General features: G+C 63.9%; 21 protein-coding genes. 5 read left to right on the top strand and 16 right to left on the bottom strand.

Annotated features, from left to right (window positions below):
- Nucleotides 1-66 precede the first annotated feature (66 nt).
- Nucleotides 67-912, top strand: coding sequence for a CPBP family intramembrane glutamic endopeptidase (locus tag F8G81_RS20180; protein WP_267276411.1), 846 nt, complete (start codon nt 67-69; stop codon nt 910-912).
- Between the two features lie 73 nt (nt 913-985).
- On the opposite strand, the gene F8G81_RS20185 is transcribed toward F8G81_RS20180, so the two are convergent.
- The 4 genes from F8G81_RS20185 to F8G81_RS20200 all read right to left on the bottom strand — a co-directional run bounded on the left by F8G81_RS20185 (nt 986) and on the right by F8G81_RS20200 (nt 3,751).
- Nucleotides 986-1,249 (bottom strand): hypothetical protein, encoded by a 264-nt coding sequence (locus tag F8G81_RS20185; protein ID WP_267276412.1) that lies wholly within the window; start codon nt 1,247-1,249, stop codon nt 986-988.
- Complete coding sequence (locus F8G81_RS20190; protein WP_267276413.1) at nt 1,246-2,619, bottom strand: MFS transporter; 1,374 nt, start codon at nt 2,617-2,619, stop codon at nt 1,246-1,248. Before F8G81_RS20190 ends, F8G81_RS20185 begins: the two co-directional genes overlap by 4 nt.
- A gap of 342 nt (nt 2,620-2,961) precedes the next feature.
- The gene (locus F8G81_RS20195) at nt 2,962-3,447 is read right to left on the bottom strand and encodes a hypothetical protein (protein WP_267276414.1); all 486 of its coding nucleotides are present in this window, start codon (nt 3,445-3,447) and stop codon (nt 2,962-2,964) included.
- Between the two features lie 124 nt (nt 3,448-3,571).
- A complete protein-coding gene (locus F8G81_RS20200) occupies nt 3,572-3,751 on the bottom strand; it encodes a hypothetical protein (RefSeq protein WP_267276415.1) in 180 nt (59 codons plus the stop codon).
- A gap of 71 nt (nt 3,752-3,822) precedes the next feature.
- On the opposite strand from F8G81_RS20200, the gene F8G81_RS20205 reads away from it, so the two are divergent.
- A complete protein-coding gene (locus tag F8G81_RS20205) occupies nt 3,823-4,395 on the top strand; it encodes an MOSC domain-containing protein (RefSeq protein WP_267276416.1) in 573 nt (190 codons plus the stop codon).
- 171 nt (nt 4,396-4,566) lie between these two features.
- On the top strand, nt 4,567-5,997 hold the full coding sequence (locus F8G81_RS20210; protein ID WP_267276417.1) for an alkaline phosphatase PhoX: 1,431 nt from the start codon (nt 4,567-4,569) through the stop codon (nt 5,995-5,997).
- A 46-nt stretch (nt 5,998-6,043) separates the two neighbouring features.
- On the opposite strand, the gene F8G81_RS20215 is transcribed toward F8G81_RS20210, so the two are convergent.
- The 11 genes from F8G81_RS20215 to F8G81_RS20265 all read right to left on the bottom strand — a co-directional run bounded on the left by F8G81_RS20215 (nt 6,044) and on the right by F8G81_RS20265 (nt 16,416).
- On the bottom strand, nt 6,044-6,334 hold the full coding sequence (locus F8G81_RS20215) for a hypothetical protein (protein WP_267276418.1): 291 nt from the start codon (nt 6,332-6,334) through the stop codon (nt 6,044-6,046).
- 35 nt (nt 6,335-6,369) lie between these two features.
- On the bottom strand, nt 6,370-7,830 hold the full coding sequence (locus tag F8G81_RS20220) for an NAD-dependent succinate-semialdehyde dehydrogenase (protein WP_267276419.1): 1,461 nt from the start codon (nt 7,828-7,830) through the stop codon (nt 6,370-6,372).
- A gap of 157 nt (nt 7,831-7,987) precedes the next feature.
- The gene (locus F8G81_RS20225; protein ID WP_267276420.1) at nt 7,988-8,722 is read right to left on the bottom strand and encodes an SDR family NAD(P)-dependent oxidoreductase; all 735 of its coding nucleotides are present in this window, start codon (nt 8,720-8,722) and stop codon (nt 7,988-7,990) included.
- 86 nt (nt 8,723-8,808) lie between these two features.
- A complete protein-coding gene (locus tag F8G81_RS20230; RefSeq protein ID WP_267276421.1) occupies nt 8,809-9,915 on the bottom strand; it encodes an alanine racemase in 1,107 nt (368 codons plus the stop codon).
- Between the two features lie 27 nt (nt 9,916-9,942).
- Nucleotides 9,943-10,413, bottom strand: a complete 471-nt coding sequence (locus F8G81_RS20235; RefSeq protein WP_267276422.1) for a RidA family protein — start codon at nt 10,411-10,413, stop codon at nt 9,943-9,945.
- A gap of 56 nt (nt 10,414-10,469) precedes the next feature.
- The gene (solA, locus tag F8G81_RS20240; protein WP_267276423.1) at nt 10,470-11,603 is read right to left on the bottom strand and encodes an N-methyl-L-tryptophan oxidase; all 1,134 of its coding nucleotides are present in this window, start codon (nt 11,601-11,603) and stop codon (nt 10,470-10,472) included.
- A gap of 1 nt (nt 11,604) precedes the next feature.
- Nucleotides 11,605-12,372: an amino acid ABC transporter ATP-binding protein gene (locus tag F8G81_RS20245; RefSeq protein WP_267276424.1), complete on the bottom strand. Its 768-nt coding sequence runs from the start codon at nt 12,370-12,372 to the stop codon at nt 11,605-11,607.
- Nucleotides 12,369-13,268 (bottom strand): amino acid ABC transporter permease, encoded by a 900-nt coding sequence (locus tag F8G81_RS20250; RefSeq protein WP_267276425.1) that lies wholly within the window; start codon nt 13,266-13,268, stop codon nt 12,369-12,371. The genes F8G81_RS20245 and F8G81_RS20250 overlap by 4 nt, the downstream gene beginning before the upstream one ends.
- A 49-nt stretch (nt 13,269-13,317) precedes the next feature.
- Nucleotides 13,318-14,241 (bottom strand): ABC transporter substrate-binding protein, encoded by a 924-nt coding sequence (locus F8G81_RS20255; protein WP_267276426.1) that lies wholly within the window; start codon nt 14,239-14,241, stop codon nt 13,318-13,320.
- A gap of 55 nt (nt 14,242-14,296) precedes the next feature.
- A complete protein-coding gene (gene solA / locus F8G81_RS20260; RefSeq protein WP_267276427.1) occupies nt 14,297-15,460 on the bottom strand; it encodes an N-methyl-L-tryptophan oxidase in 1,164 nt (387 codons plus the stop codon).
- Nucleotides 15,457-16,416, bottom strand: a complete 960-nt coding sequence (locus tag F8G81_RS20265) for a succinylglutamate desuccinylase/aspartoacylase family protein (RefSeq protein WP_267276428.1) — start codon at nt 16,414-16,416, stop codon at nt 15,457-15,459. The genes solA (F8G81_RS20260) and F8G81_RS20265 overlap by 4 nt, the downstream gene beginning before the upstream one ends.
- 232 nt (nt 16,417-16,648) lie before the next feature.
- Here F8G81_RS20265 and F8G81_RS20270 point away from each other — a divergent pair, with 232 nt between their 5' ends.
- Together F8G81_RS20270 and F8G81_RS20275 are read left to right on the top strand one after the other, a co-directional pair.
- Nucleotides 16,649-17,245 (top strand): GntR family transcriptional regulator, encoded by a 597-nt coding sequence (locus F8G81_RS20270; protein ID WP_267276429.1) that lies wholly within the window; start codon nt 16,649-16,651, stop codon nt 17,243-17,245.
- A gap of 15 nt (nt 17,246-17,260) precedes the next feature.
- Nucleotides 17,261-18,145, top strand: coding sequence for an aldo/keto reductase (locus tag F8G81_RS20275; protein ID WP_267276430.1), 885 nt, complete (start codon nt 17,261-17,263; stop codon nt 18,143-18,145).
- Nucleotides 18,146-18,241: 96 nt separating this feature from the next.
- Here F8G81_RS20275 and F8G81_RS20280 read toward each other — a convergent pair whose 3' ends face one another.
- Complete coding sequence (locus F8G81_RS20280; RefSeq protein WP_267276431.1) at nt 18,242-18,508, bottom strand: hypothetical protein; 267 nt, start codon at nt 18,506-18,508, stop codon at nt 18,242-18,244.
- Between the last annotated feature and the right edge of the window lie 174 nt (nt 18,509-18,682).

Below are 18,682 nucleotides of genomic sequence, written 5' to 3' on the forward strand. Positions count from 1 at the left end.
CGCCCAGTAAACTTGATGGCAATCATCGAGAAGTGCCACCCCCGAGTTGAAACAGCCGAGGTCAGCATGAGGCAACTACCCGAGGCAGTACCCAGGTTCCAGGCAGGAGAACAGGCAGAGCCGGAAGGCCCGCAGCTCTCCCTGATCCCCGCAACGCTCGTGTCGGCGTCGGGCTTTATCCTGTTCGTGCTGGAGGACCGCCTGAACGGGTTCATCCTGCTGGCGGCGGCGCTGGTCCTTGCGGCACTCATCAACCGCAAGCTCTTCACCGACCTGGCGCTGATTGCGGTGGGCCTGACCGCCATGAGCCTGGTTCCCATCACTACGGACATCAGCACCGAGCACATGCTGGTGATGGGCACGGCCATGATCGTGGCCGTCGGGGTCCCCTACGCGGTCTCGAGGTACGTCACCAAGGACCACGCCATCAGGTTCCCGGTGCGAACAGGCCAGCCGTGGACCCGGGGCGAGAAGTGGTACCTGCCCGCCGTCCTGGTGCTCGGCTATGCGGTGATTCCGGTCTACATGATCCGGACTGGCGTCTACCAAAACTGGCCTGCCGTCAGCGATCCGGAGGGCATCGGCCGCCTCTTCCTGGGCACCAATGTGCTGGGCATCTGGGACGAGTTGTTCTTCATCTGTACCGCGTTCACGCTCCTGCGGCGGCACCTTTCCTTCTGGCAGGCCAACCTGCTGCAGGCGGTGCTCTTTACGTCGTTCCTGTGGGAACTGGGGTTCCACGCCTACGCGCCCCTGTTTATCTTCCCGTTTGCGCTGCTCCAGGCGAAGCTTTTCACGCTGACCAAATCACTGTCGTACATCGTGTGCGTCCACCTGCTCTTCGATTTTGTCCTGTTCCTGGTCCTGATCCACGCTCACAACCGCGAATGGATCGACATCTTCCTGTACTGAAAATAGACGCGGCATTAAACGGCAGCGGACGACGGCGGGAAATCCCGCCGTCGTCCGCTGCCGTTTAGTGCACCTACAGGAGGTGGGGTTCCGGTACCGCCCACCTGACCTGGCGCGAACCCGGCCTGGCCTCATGGAAGCCGACATGCGTCCAATGGCATGGCCTGCCGGCATCAGCCGGGAGGAGCTGGCCCTCAAACAATTGGATGCGCACTCCGGTGGGGCTCTGCCAGATGCCGGACAGTTCGCAATGCGTACCGGTGGACTGGTGGAGCGGCACCGACAGGTTCATGACCCTTCGGGCCAGCTTTTCCGTAACCGGGATGCGCTTCTTCATGCTGACACACCCGCCGTCTTTTCGGAGCTGCTTTCGACCGAGGACTGGAGGTATTCCTCGTCCTCGGCGACGTTGGAGTCGCGGCCCAGGGCCAGTCCCACCAGGGTCAGCAGGCAGGCAACGCTGAGGTACATGGCAACCGGGACCCAGCTGTTGTAAGTGCTCAGAAGCAGGGTGAACATAAACGGTGCAATGGCGCCGCCGATGATTCCGGCGAAGGTGTAGGCCAGCGAGCTGCCGGTGGAGCGGAGCCGCGGCGAGAACTGCTCCACCACGAAGGCCGCTTGGGGGCCGTACATAAACGAGTGGCAGAGCAGGCCCAGGACCGTTCCGACGATGAGCATCACCGGGGACCGGCCTTCCAGCACGATGAAGAACACGTACGCCCAGGCTGCGGCTGCAACAGCGGCGGTTCCGTAGACCAGGCGCCGGTTGATGCGGTCGGAGATGGCGCCGGCGAGCGGCATGCAGAAGATCTGCAGTCCCGAGCCGACGAGTACGGCCACCAGGACCTGGCCCCGGTCGAAGCCGAGTTCCTGGATGCCGTAGGTCAGGGTGAAGACGGTGCACATTGCGTAGAGAACGTCCGGGCCGATGCGGCTGAGCATGGCGGCGATGAGCGGCCGGCGCTGCGTGGCCAGCACTTCGCGGATGGGGGCCTTGGGCTTGTCTCCCCTGGCTTCCATCGCCTGGAAGATGGGTGTGTCCTCGAGCTTGAGGCGGATCCAGAGGCCAAAGGCCACCAGAAGTGCCGAGATCAGGAACGCGATCCGCCAGCCGTAGTCCAGGAACGCTTCCTCGGTCAGGACCAGGGTGAGGACGGCGAGCGCGCCGTTGGCCATCAGGTTGCCGGCGGGCGGGCCGATCTGCGCTGCGGAGGCCCAGAAGCCGCGCTTGTTGGGATCGCCGAATTCGCTGGAGAGCAGGACCGCGCCGCCCCATTCGCCGCCCACGCCCACACCCTGGGCAAAGCGGAGGAAGACCAGGATGGCCGGAGCCACGATGCCTATGTTGTCGTACGTGGGAAGCAGGCCGATCAGGAACGTGGCCACACCGATCAGCATCAGCGTGATCACCAGGATCTTCTTCCGGCCGATCTCATCCCCCAGCCGGCCGAAGATGATGCCGCCCACTGGGCGGGAGATGTACCCCACGGCGTACGTTGAGAAGGCCAGCAGCGTTCCAGTGACAGGGTCTGAGGCGGGGAAGAAGATGAGCGGGAACACGATCGCCGCTGCTGCGGAGTAGACGGCGAAATCGTAGAACTCGAGCGCGGTTCCGGTCAGGCTGGCAGCAAATGCCTTGTACATGCCCTTGCGCCCTACAAAGGGTGCCGGCGTACCGGAACCCGGTAGTGGTGGGGTGGCCATTGTGATCCTCCAGGAAGAGAGTGGATGCCATCCGGATGCGGGCGGATGGCTGCTGGGGCGCCTGCTGTTCAGCCAGTAAGTTGCAGGCTGGGAAAGAGGCAGTTGGAGTGCGGCTTCACGTCAGTTCCGTGGAGGCGGCTGACGCAAGTCCGGACCCGTGCGGGTAGCTACATTGTTGAACAATCTGAACTTGTTGAACAATCTACGCGACGTAGATCACACCGTCAAGGGGTAATTTTTGTTTCTTTGCTTTCCGGTTGTGGCGGCCGGCTGGGCTGCTGGGCCACTCCGCCGCTTGGCTGCGGGGTCGCTTTGCCACCTGCACCGCTTGGGCCTTGGCTGCTACTCCTGATGCCACATTTTCGCCAGCCGGGCTGCGCCCACCGCATGTTCGGATCCTGACGCCAGGACGGCCACAGGCGATTGCGGTTCCTTCCACAACTGCACCAGGTGGCGTTCCCTCGGCGACTTCACGGGAGCGTCAAAGGCCCTGTCCCTGCCCATGGCGTGGAGCCGGGCGCGGTACGCGCCTTCCTCCCCGGCAGGAATCGTCCCCACTTCATGCCGGTCGGCCCCGCCGGATTCGCCGAAGTAGGCGCGGCCAGCAGGAAGGGCGAGGGACAACTCAAGAAGATCCTCCCAATCGAAGACATCCGCTTCCTCGCGGGATTCCAGGAACTCCACGCGCAAGTGAATGGGCCCCGCGCGGACGCCGGTATAAACCAGCGGGACCCTGAGGGTTTCCCCGTTTTCCTGCTGCACCACGAAGTCCACTACGTGGTTCCACGCCTTGATAACGAACGAGCCCGAATCGATCAAAGCCCCCACCCTCCAACCTCTACAGCCTGGACGCAGAGTGCCGATACAGACTCTTTAGCACCGGGGGAACCGGCCCGCAAGAACCGGCACTGGAACCTCCAGCGCAGGTAACGCCTGGGCTGTTACAGGCCGCCTACTCTTCGCCGTTGTCCTGCGCTTCCAGGTGTTTTTCCATGGCTTCGCAGGCCTGGTGCCAGCGTGCGGTGAGCGCGTGCCGGTTCAACGGCTCGAACATGCTGTTGAGGACCTTTTCGACTGCATCGTATGCGGCGTCCCGAACCCGTTCCTGCGCCGCCGGGCTGTAATTGTTCATGACAGGGATTCGTGGCGGGCACCGCCGAGGATGGTGTGCTGTCCCATCCTTTGGCGAGATAGCTTTAAGGCATGACGGCAACCTACCGGTACGACGTTGAAGTCCTGCACCTCCTCGTCTCTCCTGCGCACGCCTACTTCGGCCGGGCACATGAAGGGGCTGCGGATGTTCCGACCGCCGACGCCGAACAAGCGGAACTGGTGGCCGGCAAGGGCATCGTGGGTGACAGGTTCTTTGGCAAGGCCGCCCACATGGATGCCGCGGTCACCCTGTTCGCGGTGGAGGCCTTGGAAGCGATTGCCGCCGAGTTGGGGACGGCGCCTCTTGATCCGCTGCTGACCCGGCGCAATGTGGTCCTTCGCGGTGTGCAGTTGGCTCCGCTGCTTGGCCAGGAGTTCTCGCTGGAATCGCGCGGGGACGTGGTGCGGCTGAAGGCCGGACGTCCCGCCAACCCCTGCGCGTGGATGGACCATATGCTGGCCCCGGGAGCGCACAAGGCCATGCGCGGACGGGGCGGGGTGCGTTGCCAGGTGCTCTCAAACGGGATTCTCCACCGCGGCCCTGCGGTGCTGATCAGCCCTGTGCCGCTTGAGCCGGCGCTTGCCGGTGAGCCCACGCTGTTGCGGCCCTCGCGGTTGCCATAAGTCACTGACTGGTTAGTGATCGGACGCTGGGACGACGTGGATCCCATTGCGCCGATGTCGCGCACCCCGTGCCAACGTCCGTACACCCGTCACTCTGCAGTTGCCCCACGTTCATGATTGCCGGACAAACTCAGCTTGCGACAACCCCCAATTGCCTCCTGAGGAGCTCCGATGTCACTTCCCCTTTCCCGCCGCAATTTCCTGGGTGCCGGCGCCAGTGCCACTGCCTTGGGCTTCGCCTTCGCAGGCGCCGGAAGCCTGGCCCCCTTCGCCCGCCCTGCAAATGCCGCAACCCGCAACGCGTTCGGTTACGGCACACTCGTTTCGGACCCCAAAGGGATCCTTGCGCTGCCTGAAGGCTTCTCCTACAACCTGCTCGCCCGCTCCGGGCAGACCGCCACCGCTGAAGGATTCCATCCCTCCGATCCCGACGGCATCGGCGTTTTCGACGGTCCCAACGGCGGGTCCGTGCTGATCTGCAACCACGAAAACAGCGGCTCTGAGCCCTTCCCCGTCCCGGTCGTCGAGGGCATCACATATGACCCCGGAGCCAAGGGCGGCACGTCCACCATCCTTGTGGATTCTGATGGAAACCGCATCAGCCAGTACACCTCGGTGGCCGGAACCAACAACAACTGCGCCGGCGGCATCTCCCCGTGGGGCACCTGGCTGACGTGCGAGGAGACAGAGGCCCGCGCCGGCTCCGGAACCAACACCAAGGACCACGGCTACGTGTTCGAGGTTGACCCTGCCAGCAGGGCGGCCAACATTGGCCGCTCCGCCATTCCGCTGAAGTTCCTGGGCCGCTACTCACACGAGGCTGTGGCCATCGATCCCGCCACCACGCAGATCTACCTCACCGAAGATGCGGGCAACCCCAACGGCCTATACCTGCGCTGGACCCCGCCCGCCGGTTTCATCCCGGGCAAGGGTGCCTTGCACGCCCTCGCCGGATCCGCTGGCGGCGACGTTGCTGGGCAGCTTCACGCCATGAAGTGCTACCGCGGATCCACTCACATCAAGGACCTGTCCGAAGCCACCGAGGTAGGCACACGCTACAAGGTGGAATGGGTGGACGTCCCGGACCGCGATGCCCGCACCACCTCCGTCCGCAAGCAGTTCACCAATGACCAGATCACCCGGGCCCGCAAGCTCGAAGGGCAGTGGTGGGGCGACGGCGGCGCCTACTTTGTTTCCAGCTTCGCCCGGAACTCCGACGGTTCCGTTAACGAACACGACGGCCAGGTCTGGCTCTACGAGCCCGCCACCGAGAGCATCACGCTCACCACCATCTTCGGCGTCAACCCCGATACCGAGCAGCTGGGACACTTCGACGGTCCCGACAACATCACAGTCGCACCCCAGGGCGGCCTGATCCTGGCCGAGGACGGCGACGGCGTCTCCCACCTGGTGGGCGTTACTGACCAGGGGATGTCCTACCCACTGGCACGCAACGAATTCAACGACTCAGAGTTCTGCGGCCCGGCGTTCAGCAAAGACGGCAAATGGCTCTTCGCGAACATCCAGTCCCCCGGTTTCACGCTTGCCATCACCGGCCCTTGGACCCGCCCGTCCAACGCGTCCACTACAGCCGCTAACTGACCATCACTGAAGGGGGCTAGAGAACGCGTGCAAGTCCCGGCGCTATCTAGCCCCCAATAGCTGCCTCGGATGTATTCCGAGCCTGCTCACTCACACCGCTGCTCTCTTCGTTGTTGGGACTGGTTCGCTTTTTCGGAAGGATGTCCAGGTCCACCCATGCCTCGTACTTCAATGACCTTTCGTACATTGTCCGGAGCCGGGTGCCGTTGAATGCCAGCCACAGGATGGAAGAGTCGGGCATGGCGTCATCGACGGTTCCGGCGGCCACCGTGTGGCCGGCCTGGCGTATTTCGACGGGCAGCCCGATGAGGCGCTTCCACTTGGGGTATTTGTCCATGGTTTGCTCTTCCCTTTGGGTTCATTCGGCTGGGGTCAGAGTTGGATGCCGGTGTATTTGGTTTCCTGGTAGGCCTCGAGGCCTTCGATGCCCCCTTCGCGGCCGAGGCCTGATTGTTTCGTGCCGCCGAAGGGGGCTGCGGGGTTGCTGATGAGTCCGCGGTTGATTCCGGTCATGCCGGCGTCGATCGCGTCGGCGACGCGCAGTGCCCGGGCGAGGTCCTGGGTGAAGACGTAAGAGGCCAGGCCGTAGGGGGTGGCGTTCGCTTCGGCGATAGCTTCACCCTCCGTGACAAAGGTGTAGATCGCCGCGACCGGGCCGAAGATTTCCTCTTCCCTGATCGTGGCGTTGGCGGGGATGTCGGTGAGGACGGTTGGCTGGTAGTAGTAGCCGGGGCCGTCGATGATCTGGCCGCCTGTGAGGCAGGTGGCGCCCTTGGCCACGGCGTCGGTGACGAGGCTGTGGACGGTTGCGCGTTGTTTGTCATCGATCAGTGGTCCGAGGCCGGTGCCGGGTTCGTGGCCGTTGCCTACGGTGACGGCGGCGAGGCGTTCGGTGAACCGTTTGGTGAACTCGGCCGCGATGCCGGACTGGACGTAGATCCGGTTCGCCGCGACGCAGGACTGGCCGCCGTTGCGGAGCTTGGCGAGGTAGGCACCTTCGATGGCGGCGTCGAGGTCGGCGTCGTCGAAAACGATCAGCGGTGCGTTCCCGCCGAGTTCCATGGAGGTGTTCATGACGTTCTGCGCGGCTTGGGCCAGGAGCACCCGGCCGACTTGGGTGGAGCCGGTAAAGGAGATCTTCCGGATCCGTTCATCGTTCATGATGGCGCCGATCAGGTCCCGGGAATTGCTTGTCACCACGACGTTCACGACACCGGCAGGGACGCCTGCTTCCTCGAGGACTTGGGCGAGCAGCAGGGAGGTGAGCGGGGTCTGGACGGCGGGCTTGAGGATAGTGGTGCAGCCGGCGGCCAGGGCCGGCGCGATCTTGCGGGCGCCCATGGCGAGGGGAAAGTTCCACGGGGTGATCAGCAGCGACGGGCCCACCGGGCGCTTGGACACGGCCAGGTGATAGTTGGAGCCCGGCTCAATGCCGAACTGGCCCTCGGTGTGGATCCGGCCCGCGGATTCGGCGAACCAGCGGAAGAACCCGGCACCGTAGTCCACTTCGCTTTGGGCTTCGGACCAGGGCTTGCCCATCTCATCCACGATCAGGCGGGCGAAGTCGTCGCGGCGGGCGAGGATGCCCTGATAGGTGCGGGCGAGGATGTCGGCGCGGTCCCTTGCCGGTGTTGCTGCCCAGGCGTCCTGGGCGGCGCAGGCGGCGTTCAGTGCCGCCAGCCCGTCCTGGACGGAGGCGTCGGAGACGTGCACGATGGCTTCTCCGGTGGCCGGGTTGATAACCGGCAGCGTGGCGCCGGTGCCCGATGGTATCCATTCCCCGCCGATGAACAGCCGGGTTTCGGTGAGATCCAGGGTGGTTCCAGTACTCATGGGTGTTGCTCCTGTTGGGGGCTTTGCGGGAAAGGGGTGCGGGGCCCGGTTGTGTGACCGGGCCCCGCTGTTTCAACGGGCAGCCGCTCAGGCGGGGGTGAGCCAGCGGCGTTCTTCCCACGGCCTATGTTTTGTATCTGGGCCGCGTTGGATGTTGCTAGAAGGCGGTGTATCCGCCGTCTACCGGGAGGGTCGCTCCGGTGATGTAGGAGGACTCCTTCGACGCGAGGAAGAGGATGGCGTCGGCGATTTCTTCGGGGGTGGCCAGGCGCTGGAGCGGGATCTGGCCTTCGCGCTGGGCCCGGTAGGCCTCGGGGTCCTCCCTGCGCTGGATTGATGCTTCGATGATCGGGGTGGCGGTCAGACCCGGTGCGACGATGTTGACGCGGATGTTGCGTGAGGCCCATTCGATCGCCGCGCCCTTGGCGAGCATGATCAGGCCTCCCTTGGCCGCGGAGTACAGGACCTGATCGGCCATGCCCACCATGCCGAGGCGTGAGCTGACGAGGACGAACGAGCCACCCGCTGCGGGCATCAGCGGCGCGAAGTGCTTCATCACCAAAAAGGAGCTGAGCAGGTTGCTATGCAGCACGTTCTTCGCATCCTCATACGCCATCTCGGTGAGCGGGCCGGTGACCTGCAGGCCGTGGTTGAGGACGACGACGTCCACGGTGCCGAATGACTCGGCCGCCTGGCGGGCGAGGCTTTCGACGAACGCCTCGTCGTTAAGGTCTCCGGGGACGTACAGGTCATCGGGCTGGGCGCTGTCGAGCTGCTCCCTGCGGCCGGTGAGCAGCAGCCGGGCGCCTTCGTTACGGAAGTGCGAACATACCGCCTGCCCTATTCCGCTGTTGGCCCCGGTCACCAGGGCCGTGGTCTTATCAAGTCTCAAGTCGGTCACTCCATCGTGGGGTTGGTTGTTTCTGCGTAGCGGCTGGGGGACGGAAGTCCGTCCCCCAGCGGTCAGTCGGGGGTCGATCAGTTGAGGAACCCCCGGGCATCGACAGGCCACCGTTCCAGCGTCGTGCCCGTGCTGTCGGTGACGATGTACTCCTCGAAATTGACCACCACGGGACAGACATGGTTGGGCACCACCGGAAGCACTGTCCCGACGCCCGGGCGGAAGTCCCCGGAGGGAAGCGGGAGGAACCCGTGGTATTCGTTCAGTCTGGACAGCACGGCCGTAGTGCCGGAAATGCCGCCGTAGCCAATCTCTGCGCTGCCTTCACGGCCGAGGGCTTTGGTGCCGATATCGACCATGACCTGATCCGGGACCCAGTCGCTGACCACCGTCCCGGCGACGAACAGCGCGATCTGATCCTCCGTGCAGGCACCGAGCCTGGTGTTGTTCAGATCGTTGAACACGTATTCGCCGGGACGGATCTCGGTGATGACGCTGTTGGTGGCGAACTCCACGGTGGGAGTGGAACCGGCACTGACCACCGCCGGAGTGATCCCCACTGCGCTGAGGCTGCGGACTGCCGTGACGAGCGCGGCATCCTGGTCCACTGCGGCACGCTTGCGTGCGTCCGGACCGGCGCTGCCGTGGCCCGGGTAGGTAAAGACGCCAGCCGGGACCAGGCCCCGGTTGCGCGCGGCGAGAGCGAGCTCGCCCGCGGCCTCGGCAGGAGCCCCCGAGCGACGGGCACCGCAATCCACCTCGATCACGACCTGCAGCAGTTCAGGGTTGTCCCCCATCGCGTCGGCGAGGGCGTTGATCGCCGCAACGTTGTCGACGCCGACCCGCAGCCGCGTGGTCTCGGCCAGTTTACGGATCCGCGGCCCTTTCGTCCCGGCAGCCCAGACCGGGTAGGCGAGGAAGATGTCATCGAACCCGGCCGCGGCGAAGACCTCGGCCTCACCCACATTGCCTACGGTGATTCCGGCCGCCCCGGCCTTGACCTGGCGCCGACCGATTTCCACGCACTTGTGCGTCTTGACGTGCGGCCTGACGTCCAGGTTCTGGGCGTCGGCGAAGGCCTGCATGCGGTCGATGTTCTCCTGCATGACGTCGGCCAGGATGATTGGTGAGGGGGTATCGATCCGTTCGAGGAGAGCCTCGAGTGCTGATTGAATGCGGTTCACGCTGTACTCCTTATTGTTCGATGCCCGCTACGCTTCGGTGCAGATCATCTGGATCTCTACTGGAGAGACGCGCGGCAGCCCGGCGACTCCGATCGCGGTGCGGGCGTGCCGCCCGTTCTCGCCCAACACTTCGATGAGCAGTTCACTGGCAGCCTGGGCGACCCGGGACTGCAGGCCGAAGTCCGGCGTACTTGCCACGAAGACCAGCATCTGCACGATCCGGACCCGGTCCAGGTCCCCCACCGCCTGCACAGCGGCGGCGAGGCAGTTCAACGCCGCATGGCGCGCGAGCTCCTGGGCGGTTTCCAGGTCCACGTCCCGGCCGACAATGCCCGTGCCCAGCAGCTCGCCGTCCTTGTAGGGTAGTTGGCCAGAGATGTGGATGCTGGAGTCCACCGCCCGGTGGTCCACGTAGTAGGGGTTATCCGCGAGGACGGGCAACTCCAGGCCGAGGGCCCGGAGCCGATCCGAAGCCGGGCCGACGTTAGTGATAGTCATGTGTTTTCAAGTCTTTCTTGCGGGGCGGCAGGACGCCGCATGCCTAATGGGACGGGCTAGGTGGTGATGAACCTCTGCGGGCGAAGGAAGTCGAGATCCTCGAAGATTTCCTTGCCCAGGGCCTCGTGCGCGGCGATCTCCCCGTACCCGGTGGCCATTTTGAAGCCGCCGCCGGAGAATCCTGTGGCGCAGTAGATCCTGCTGTCCGCGTCCACACGGCCGAGTATCGGGTTGCGGTCGGTGGTAAAGAGGTCCGGGAACGCGTCCGACCGGACGATGTTCGGATACAGGCCCGGGAAGAACTCGCTCACCGTCTCGGTCGTCTCGGCGATTTCGGCCGGAGTGAGTTCCCTGGGAACTGCATTGGGGTTATCTGTCGGGGTTGGCCGGAAGTTCAACGTTGCCTTGACAGTGGCCCCGTCAACTGCAGGTGCACCGTACATGGAGTAGTCTCCGGAGAGCCGGACGAAGATGGGGAACCGATCCGGGGAGAAGAGCGCGGGATCTTTCGCGACGAACCACGTAAGGAAGACCCTGTTCGGCTGGGTGTGCGCCTGCAGAGACTCCGGCAGGAGCCGCCGGGACCATCCGCCGGAGCAAACGATCACGTTCTCGAACGTCCAGGACTTCTCGCCCGAGGTGATGAGGACGCCGTCGGCGGTTTCGGTGATGCTGTCGATGGGGGTGTTGGTGTGGACTGTTGCCCCGTTAGCCTGGGCCGCGGAAATCGCCGCCGTGACGGCCCGGTCCGTTCGCAACGCGCCGCCGTTGGGATCGAACACGCCGATGTCGTCCGAACGCAGGTTGTGCTGCGGGTACCGTTCGGCCATCTCAGCCCGGGAGAGAATCTCGTGGGCGGCACCGGTGGTCCGCGCCGAGTCGAGCAACTGAGGGATGTAGGAGCCGTTCTCGGTGCCGATGTAGATCCCGCCGCAGCGCAGGAGGATGTCCTGTCCGGTCTCCTCCTCAAGCTCAGCCCAGAGACGCTGGGAGCGCTGCAGGATCGGGTAAAAGGCCGGGTTGAGGTTGAGCATCCGGAACAGACGGGTGTCCCCTCCCACGGCACTGCGGCCGTGGGCAGGAACCTGCGCTTCGAAGCCGACTACCTCGTCGCTCAGGCGGGAGGCCTGCCACAGGGACATACTGCCAATGGTGCCGAGACCGATGACGGCCAGCTTTCCATCTGTCATTTCAAAGCACTTTCTCGAGGAAGGACTGGGTGCGGGGCTCTTGCGGGTTGCCGAGGACTTCGCGCGCGTCGCCGCGTTCGACGATGTAGCCGTCGTCCATGAAGACCAGCGTGTCGGCAACTTCGCGGGCAAAGCCCATTTCGTGCGTGACCACCACCATGGTCATGCCCTTCTTCGCGAGGTCCTTCATAACGGCCAGGACTTCACCGACCTTTTCCGGGTCCAGGGCGGAGGTGGGCTCGTCGAAGAGCATGATCTCCGGGTCCATGGCCAGGGAGCGGGCGATCGCGACACGCTGCTGCTGCCCGCCGGAGAGCTGGGCCGGGTAGTAGTCCCCGAACCCGGCCAGGCCGACGCTGGCGAGGAGTTCGTGCGCCCGCTTGGCTGACTCTTTCTTATCAGCACGCTTGACCAGGACGGGGCCGGACATGATGTTTTCGTGCGCGGTCATGTTGGGGAAGAGGTTGAAGGACTGGAAGACCATGCCCACCCTGGTGCGCTGCTCAGCCAGCTTCTTAGTGCTGTGGGCGTGGTAGGCGCGCTCGGTTTCGTAGTAGCCGAAGTCTTCGCCGTTGACCTTCAGAACTCCCGAATCGACTGTTTCCAGGCCGTTGATGCAGCGCAGGACAGTGGACTTGCCCGAGCCGCTGGGGCCAATGATGCAGCAGATCTCGCCGCTGGCAATCTCCAGATCGATGTCTTTCAGGACTGTTTTGGCTCCGAAGGACTTGCGGATCTTCTGGGCAAGAATGGTGCCGTCGTTACTCATCGGAGGTTACCTTCTTCCGGTTCTGTCAGCACAACCTTTTTCGCCTTCCGGGGAAGCCGGGAAGTTGCACGGGAGTATTTCTCTTCGAGCTTGGACTGCGGGTAGCTCAGCAGCAGGGTCATCACCAGGTACCAAAGGCTGGCGACCAGCAGCAGCGGGATGGTATCGAAGGTGCGGGCGTAGATCAGCTGGGCGCTTTGGAGCAGCTCGGCAACACCCAGCACACTGACCAGCGACGTTCCCTTGAACATGCCAATGACCTGGTTACCGGTGGCCGGGATGATCGAAGGCATCGCCTGCGGGATGATGACCTTGCGCATCCTCATGCCGGCGCTCATGCCCAGGGAATCGGCGGCCTCAATCTGACCCTTGCCGACCGAGGAGAACCCGCCGCGGATGATCTCGGCCATGTAGGCGCCCTCATTGAGGGTCAGGCCAACCAGGGCCGCGGTGATCGGGCCCATCAGGGCGTTCATGTCGATGGCGGTGCCGATGTCGGTGAACGGGATCCCGATGCTTAGGTTCGGGTAGAGGGCTGCGATGTTGAACCAGAAGATCAGCTGCACCAGCACGGGGGTGCCACGGAACAGGGTGATGTAGAGTCCGGCGGCCAGGGCGATCGGCTTCACCTTGGAGGACCGCATGATCGCCAGGGCCAGCCCCAGCAGCGTTCCCAAGGCCATGCTCGCGACTGTAAGGAAGATCGTGAGCATGAGTCCGCGCAGGATCGACTCTGCGAAGAAGTACTTCCCGACGATGCCCCACTTGAAGTTGGGGTTGGTCACGACGGAGCTGAGGATCCCGATGCCGACGAGGATGCTGACAATCCACCACGCGTACTCGGAGCGGGTCCGGAGCCGAAGCCGCGGCTTCAGGGCTGGATCGATGCTGCTCATGGTGGCTGTGCTTCTTTTGTTGATGAACGTTGTCATTCAGGCACCCCCGCTAGTTGAGTTTGGCGTCGGTGATGGCCCCGAACTCGAGACCCCAGGTCTTGAGGGAATCCTTGTATTCCGGGGTGGCGAGGATGGACTGGACTGCTGCCTGGATAGCCGGTGTCAGCTCCGAGCCCTTCTTCAGGGCCACAGCGGTGATGCCGGTTCCACCGACGTTAAGCGGAGGGGTGAGCATCGTGAAGGAGTCGGGCTGCTTGGTCTGTGCCCACGCCAGCGCGGTGGTGTCGTAGAGGATGGCGTCGATCCGCTTGGAGTGCAGCTGGACCAGGGCCTCCTGGATGTTGGGCAGCGTCACGGGGTTGATGGCCGGCTGTCCCTTGGAGACACAGGTCATCTCGTTCAGGGCCGGGAGGCGCAACAGCTGACCGGTCGAGCCCTGCGTGACGGCGACGTTCTTCCCGCACAGGGTTTCATTGGTGAGTTTCTGCGGGTTTCCGGCGTTCACTCCGATGGAGCTGCCCGCTTTGAAGTAGTCGATCATGTCCACGACTTTGAGCCGCTCGTCCGTCTTGGCCATGGTCGATACGGTGAAGTCGAAGCGGCCACCATCCAGGCCCGGGATGATCGTGTCGAACTTGGTGTCCACGAACTTCACCTTCACCCCGAGCTTCTTGGCGATGAGCCGGGTGATGTCCGGGTTGAGGCCGATCGGGGTCTGGTTGTCCTCGGCAAGGAAGACCGTCGGCGGGTAGTGCAGGTCCGCGGCGACCGTGAGCTCGCCTTTGTCCTTGTACGACTGCGGCAGGAGGCTCACAGCCTTCGGATCGGGCTGGATGCCCTCGGAGATGTCCCTCAGGCCCAGTTCGGTGGATGTGGCCGAAGGTTCGCCACTGGCAGCGCTGCCACAGGCGTTCAGGGTAAGGAGGAGGGCAAGTGCTGCCGCAACGGTATGGACCTTGTTTTGTGTCTTCATGATGCTTTCCTTAAATCATTTCGGTAGGGGATTATGTGGTTGCTGGGAAGCCAGTTCAGTGGTGTTGGTTCGTCGACGAGGTTGGCACTGCAAGGAACCGCTCGGGGCTCAGGAGCGGGATGGTGTTATGGCTGGAGCCGTTGAGGACGTAGTCCGCGGCAATTTCCCCGAGCGCCGGTGCGAGCTTGAACCCGTGTCCGGACAGCCCCGTGACGACGGTAAGGCGCTCCCCGCCACCGAGCGGCCCGACAATCCCGTGCCCATCAGGGGTGTAACCCTCCATGTAGGCAGCGACACGGACCGGGTCCGGGTAGAGGGCCGGGAAGGATTGCGCGACGAGTTCCCTAAATGCCTGGACTTCGTCGATCGGAACCGTCCGGTCAAGGGCGTCGGGGTCAGGGACCGGCCGGTTCACGGTGCCGGACAGGCCAAGCTTCAGCCCGTTACCGTCCATCGCGGGCAGCCCGTAATACTCTTCAGGAGCCGTGCGGATGAAGCACGGGAAGTTGGCCGGATCAAAGGCTCCGCGTTCCTTTGCGACGAACCATGCAGAGACCGCCTTGCGAACGTCAACTAGCCCCGCAAGTTCGGGGAGCAGCTTCGCGGCCCAGGGGCCGGTGGTAACCACGACGTGGTCATAACGCTCGCTGTGGCCGGCAGCGGTGACCCAGACGCCGTCGTCCTTGGCCTCGATCCCCTCCACGGGGGTGTAGGTGCGCAGTTGCGCGCCCAGCGACTGGGCCCGGGCGGCGGCTTGCAGGACGGCCAGCTCGGGGCGCAGGTAGCCGGCTTCGCGGTCAAGGACGACGACGTCGCCCTCATGGAAGGGGTGGTGCGGCCAGCGGTGGCGCGCCTCTTCGATCGGAATGACAGAGGCATCAACCCCGAACTTGTCAATGGAGTCACTGACGTTCCCCATCTGCGACGAGGAGTCCCCCAGCATGAGATTGCCGCGGAGGGCGAGCAGTTCGGTTCCTGTCTCGCCCTCGAGCTCACGCCACAGTGATTTGGCGGTGCGGAGCAGCGGCACGTATTCCGGGTCTTCGAAGTACGCGGTACGGAAGATGCGGGATTCGCCCGCGTGGGCGCTCCGGTCGTGAGCGATTCCGAACTGCTCGTACCCGACGACCTCTGCGCCCCGCGCCGCGAGGCGCCAGGCGGACATGCTGCCGGCGGTGCCGAGGCCGATAACGGCGACGCGCTTCTTGGTGGTGCTCATTCTGCGACCTCCCGGGTCAGAATTGTCAGGAGTCCATCCGCGGCGACCGCGGGGCTCGTGGTGATAAGCATGAGAATTCCGGCTTCCGGCGCCTTCACTTCGTGGATGACGTCACCGAACAGGTCACTGACCCGTCCGAGCACGTCGCCCTTTTCGGCACGTTTGCCAAGTTCGACGAGCGGTTCCCACCATCCGCCTACGGGGGTGTGGATCCAGTTCCACCCGTGGTCGTGCTCGATCTGGCGGGGCGCTTGCTCCACCTCATACGGGAGCATTCCCAAGGTCGCGGCCACATTCCGCAGGCCCCTCACATGGGTGGCGATCGCCTGGCGGTCCAGGATGCCGTTGCCGCCAGCTTCCGCGGTGATCGCGGGTACGCCGACGTCGGCGGCAGAGGAACTCGTGGTTCCGGCGGTAACCCTTCCCGCGGCCGGCTGCTTGATCACGTGCTGGATTCCGTACGCCACAGCCATCTGCCGCGCAGCCTCACTGACGGGTGACTCGTCGTAGACGACAAGTGGTTCGATAGTTTCCGGCACGTCCCCGGAGTGCAGGTCGATGAGATAGTCGGCTCCACGGATGAAGCGTTCGAAAACATGATGTGCAAGCACGTCGGAGTAAGTGCCCTTGGTGTCGCCTGGAAAGCACCTGTTGAGGTTCTTGCCATCGGCTGGAACGACGAAGGGCGTCCGGCTCGTGTAAGCCGGGAGGTTGACCACCGGAACTGCCGTGATGACCCCGCTGAGTTTGGCCGGGTTGACCTCCGCAACGAACTCCCGCAGGGCAGCCATACCCACGTATTCACAGCCGTGCACGCCCGCGAGCACCGTCAGTCGAGGCCCGGCTTCGCGGCCTCGGATCTCGATATAGGGCACCTCCAGGTCCCGATCAGGGAGCCCGGGAATCCGCAAGTAACTGCGAGTCACTGCTTCTTGCCCTGTCGGGTCTTCAATCATGTGCACTCCTCGGATTGTCGGACACTAGTGTCGGTCTGGACTGTACGATACTTCTGTCCGTCACTACTGTATGATGTAACCTAATAGGACGTTGTGTCAAGACTCACTCCAAAGCGGGGTGGTTGCAGTGAGCCATTTAGGGAGTGCCATGGAGAGCAGGACTTTCTCTGAGCCAGCGAGGACATCTCTCGCGAGAACGCTTGCGCCTCGGGTTGCGGAGCGGACCACACTCGTGGATCAGGTAGCGCACACCATCAGGCGTGAGATCATCCTCGGAACCCTCGACCCTGGCCGGCATCTCGTCGAGAAGAGGCTGGCCGAAGATCTGTCTGTCAGCCGTGGCACAGTTCGCGAAGCCTTGACGCGGCTTGCCTCAACAGGCCTGGTCGAGTCCTCGGCCGGCTCCGGCCACAGGGTCCGTTACTTCAGCGACGACGACATCGCTGAGATCGGGGAAGTCTTCGCAGCACTGGAGGGACGCGCGGCCCTGCACACGGCGTTTCCCCTGCCCGAAACCGTTGAGAAGGAGCTGAGGGCAATCGCGGAACGCATGCGTGGGCTGCGCCTGCCGGAAGACGTCGACGAGCAGATGAGGCTGGACCGCGAGTTCCACGGGATGCTGATGAGCCAGCAGCCCAAGGCCAAGCTGGTCGAAGCCTGGCAAACGCTGGAACCCCTCATCGCCGTCATGATGGTGCCGATCATGCGGCGCGGACTCGGCAGTGCTGCCAATCAGGCCGACAAGCATCTATTGCTGGTGGACGCCGCGATGACCGGTGAGCGCGAGATGCTGATCAAGGCTCTTGAACAGCACTATTACCAGGCGTAACAGCGGGATCGCTACATGGAACTCACCCTCAACAACGGCGTCACGATGCCGGCCCTCGGGCTGGGTGTTTTCCAGAGCCCGCCGGAGCAGACGACGGCTGCTGTCGAGGCCGCGCTGGCGGCTGGCTACCGGCATATCGACACCGCGGCCGCATACGACAATGAGCGCGACGTCGGCGAAGGAGTGCGCAGGTCCGGCCTCGATCGATCCGACGTGTTCATAGAGACGAAGGTCTGGGTCAGCGATTACGGCTACGAGCAGACCCTGCATGCCTGGGAGAAGGCGGCCGCCAAAATTGGCGTCGACTATCTGGACATGCTCATCCTGCACCAGCCTGCACCCGATCGCTTCGAGAAGACCCTCGCATCCTACAAAGCACTTGAGACCCTGCTCGGCGACGGTCGTGTGCGGGCGATCGGCGTCAGCAACTTCATGCCTCATCACCTGGAAGAACTCCTCGCGAAGACCGACGTCGTCCCGGCCGTCAACCAGATCGAACTGCATCCCTTCTTTACACAGCCAGCGGTCCAGGCAGCGGACGCAGAAAACGGCATCCTCACCCAGGCATGGTCACCGATCGGTGGCATCACCTTCTACCCTGGCTTCGGCGAGAACCGCACAAAGAACGTGATGGAGGATCCCGCGATCGTTGCCATAGCGCAATCTCACGGGAAGACCCCCGCTCAGATCATGCTGCGTTGGCATCTGCAACAGGGCCGCTCAGCCATCCCGAAGTCGACCAACCCGGCACGTATCGCGGAGAACTTCTACGTCTTCGACTTTGAACTCAGCGCGGACGAACTTGCAAGCATCGATGCCCTCGACCAGGGAGTGCGTCATGGACCGGATCCGGACGTGGCGCGGTTGTCTAGTTTCGCCAGGGTGATCCCGGAGGCCTAAGACCGCCGAGATCTGTGAGGAGGACGGCTGGACGTAGCCCCAACAACGCTCGTTCTTTCGAAGCGCGGGCAATGAAGCGAGAAGGCGATGGTGCGGTCAGGCGTCCGCCCCGGCAGCGCCTTCCAAAGTGACGGGGTCAAAGATTGCGGTGGCGACGTCATCGCGGAGGTAGTACTGACGCCGTTCCAGCGGTTCCAGGCTGCCGCGGACGACGTAGTAGCCACGCCCTTCGCCGGGGCCGCCGGCAGCCCGGTCTATGGCATCGAGCATGTCTGGGTCAAGCAGCTGGCCCGGGCCCCGCTCCTGGAGAAGGGCGAGGTCTTCGGGCTGGAGGGAGCTAATAAGCCCTTGAATGTCAGTCATATGGTCCGCATCCTTTGCTGGCACCGCTGGAGTAAGGTGTGCTGCTTCCCCCGCGGGCGTGTCCGGGAGTGCCGCGACCGGTTGCGTCCAACCCCGATTGTATGGGTCAGCATTCCACCAAAACAGACCTTGTTTTCGGTCAGGACACGAGGTAGTGGCTCGGCCGTCTCCGTC

The organism is Arthrobacter sp. CDRTa11, assembly GCF_026427775.1.
In the GTDB taxonomy this organism is placed as follows: Bacteria; Actinomycetota; Actinomycetes; order Actinomycetales; family Micrococcaceae; genus Arthrobacter.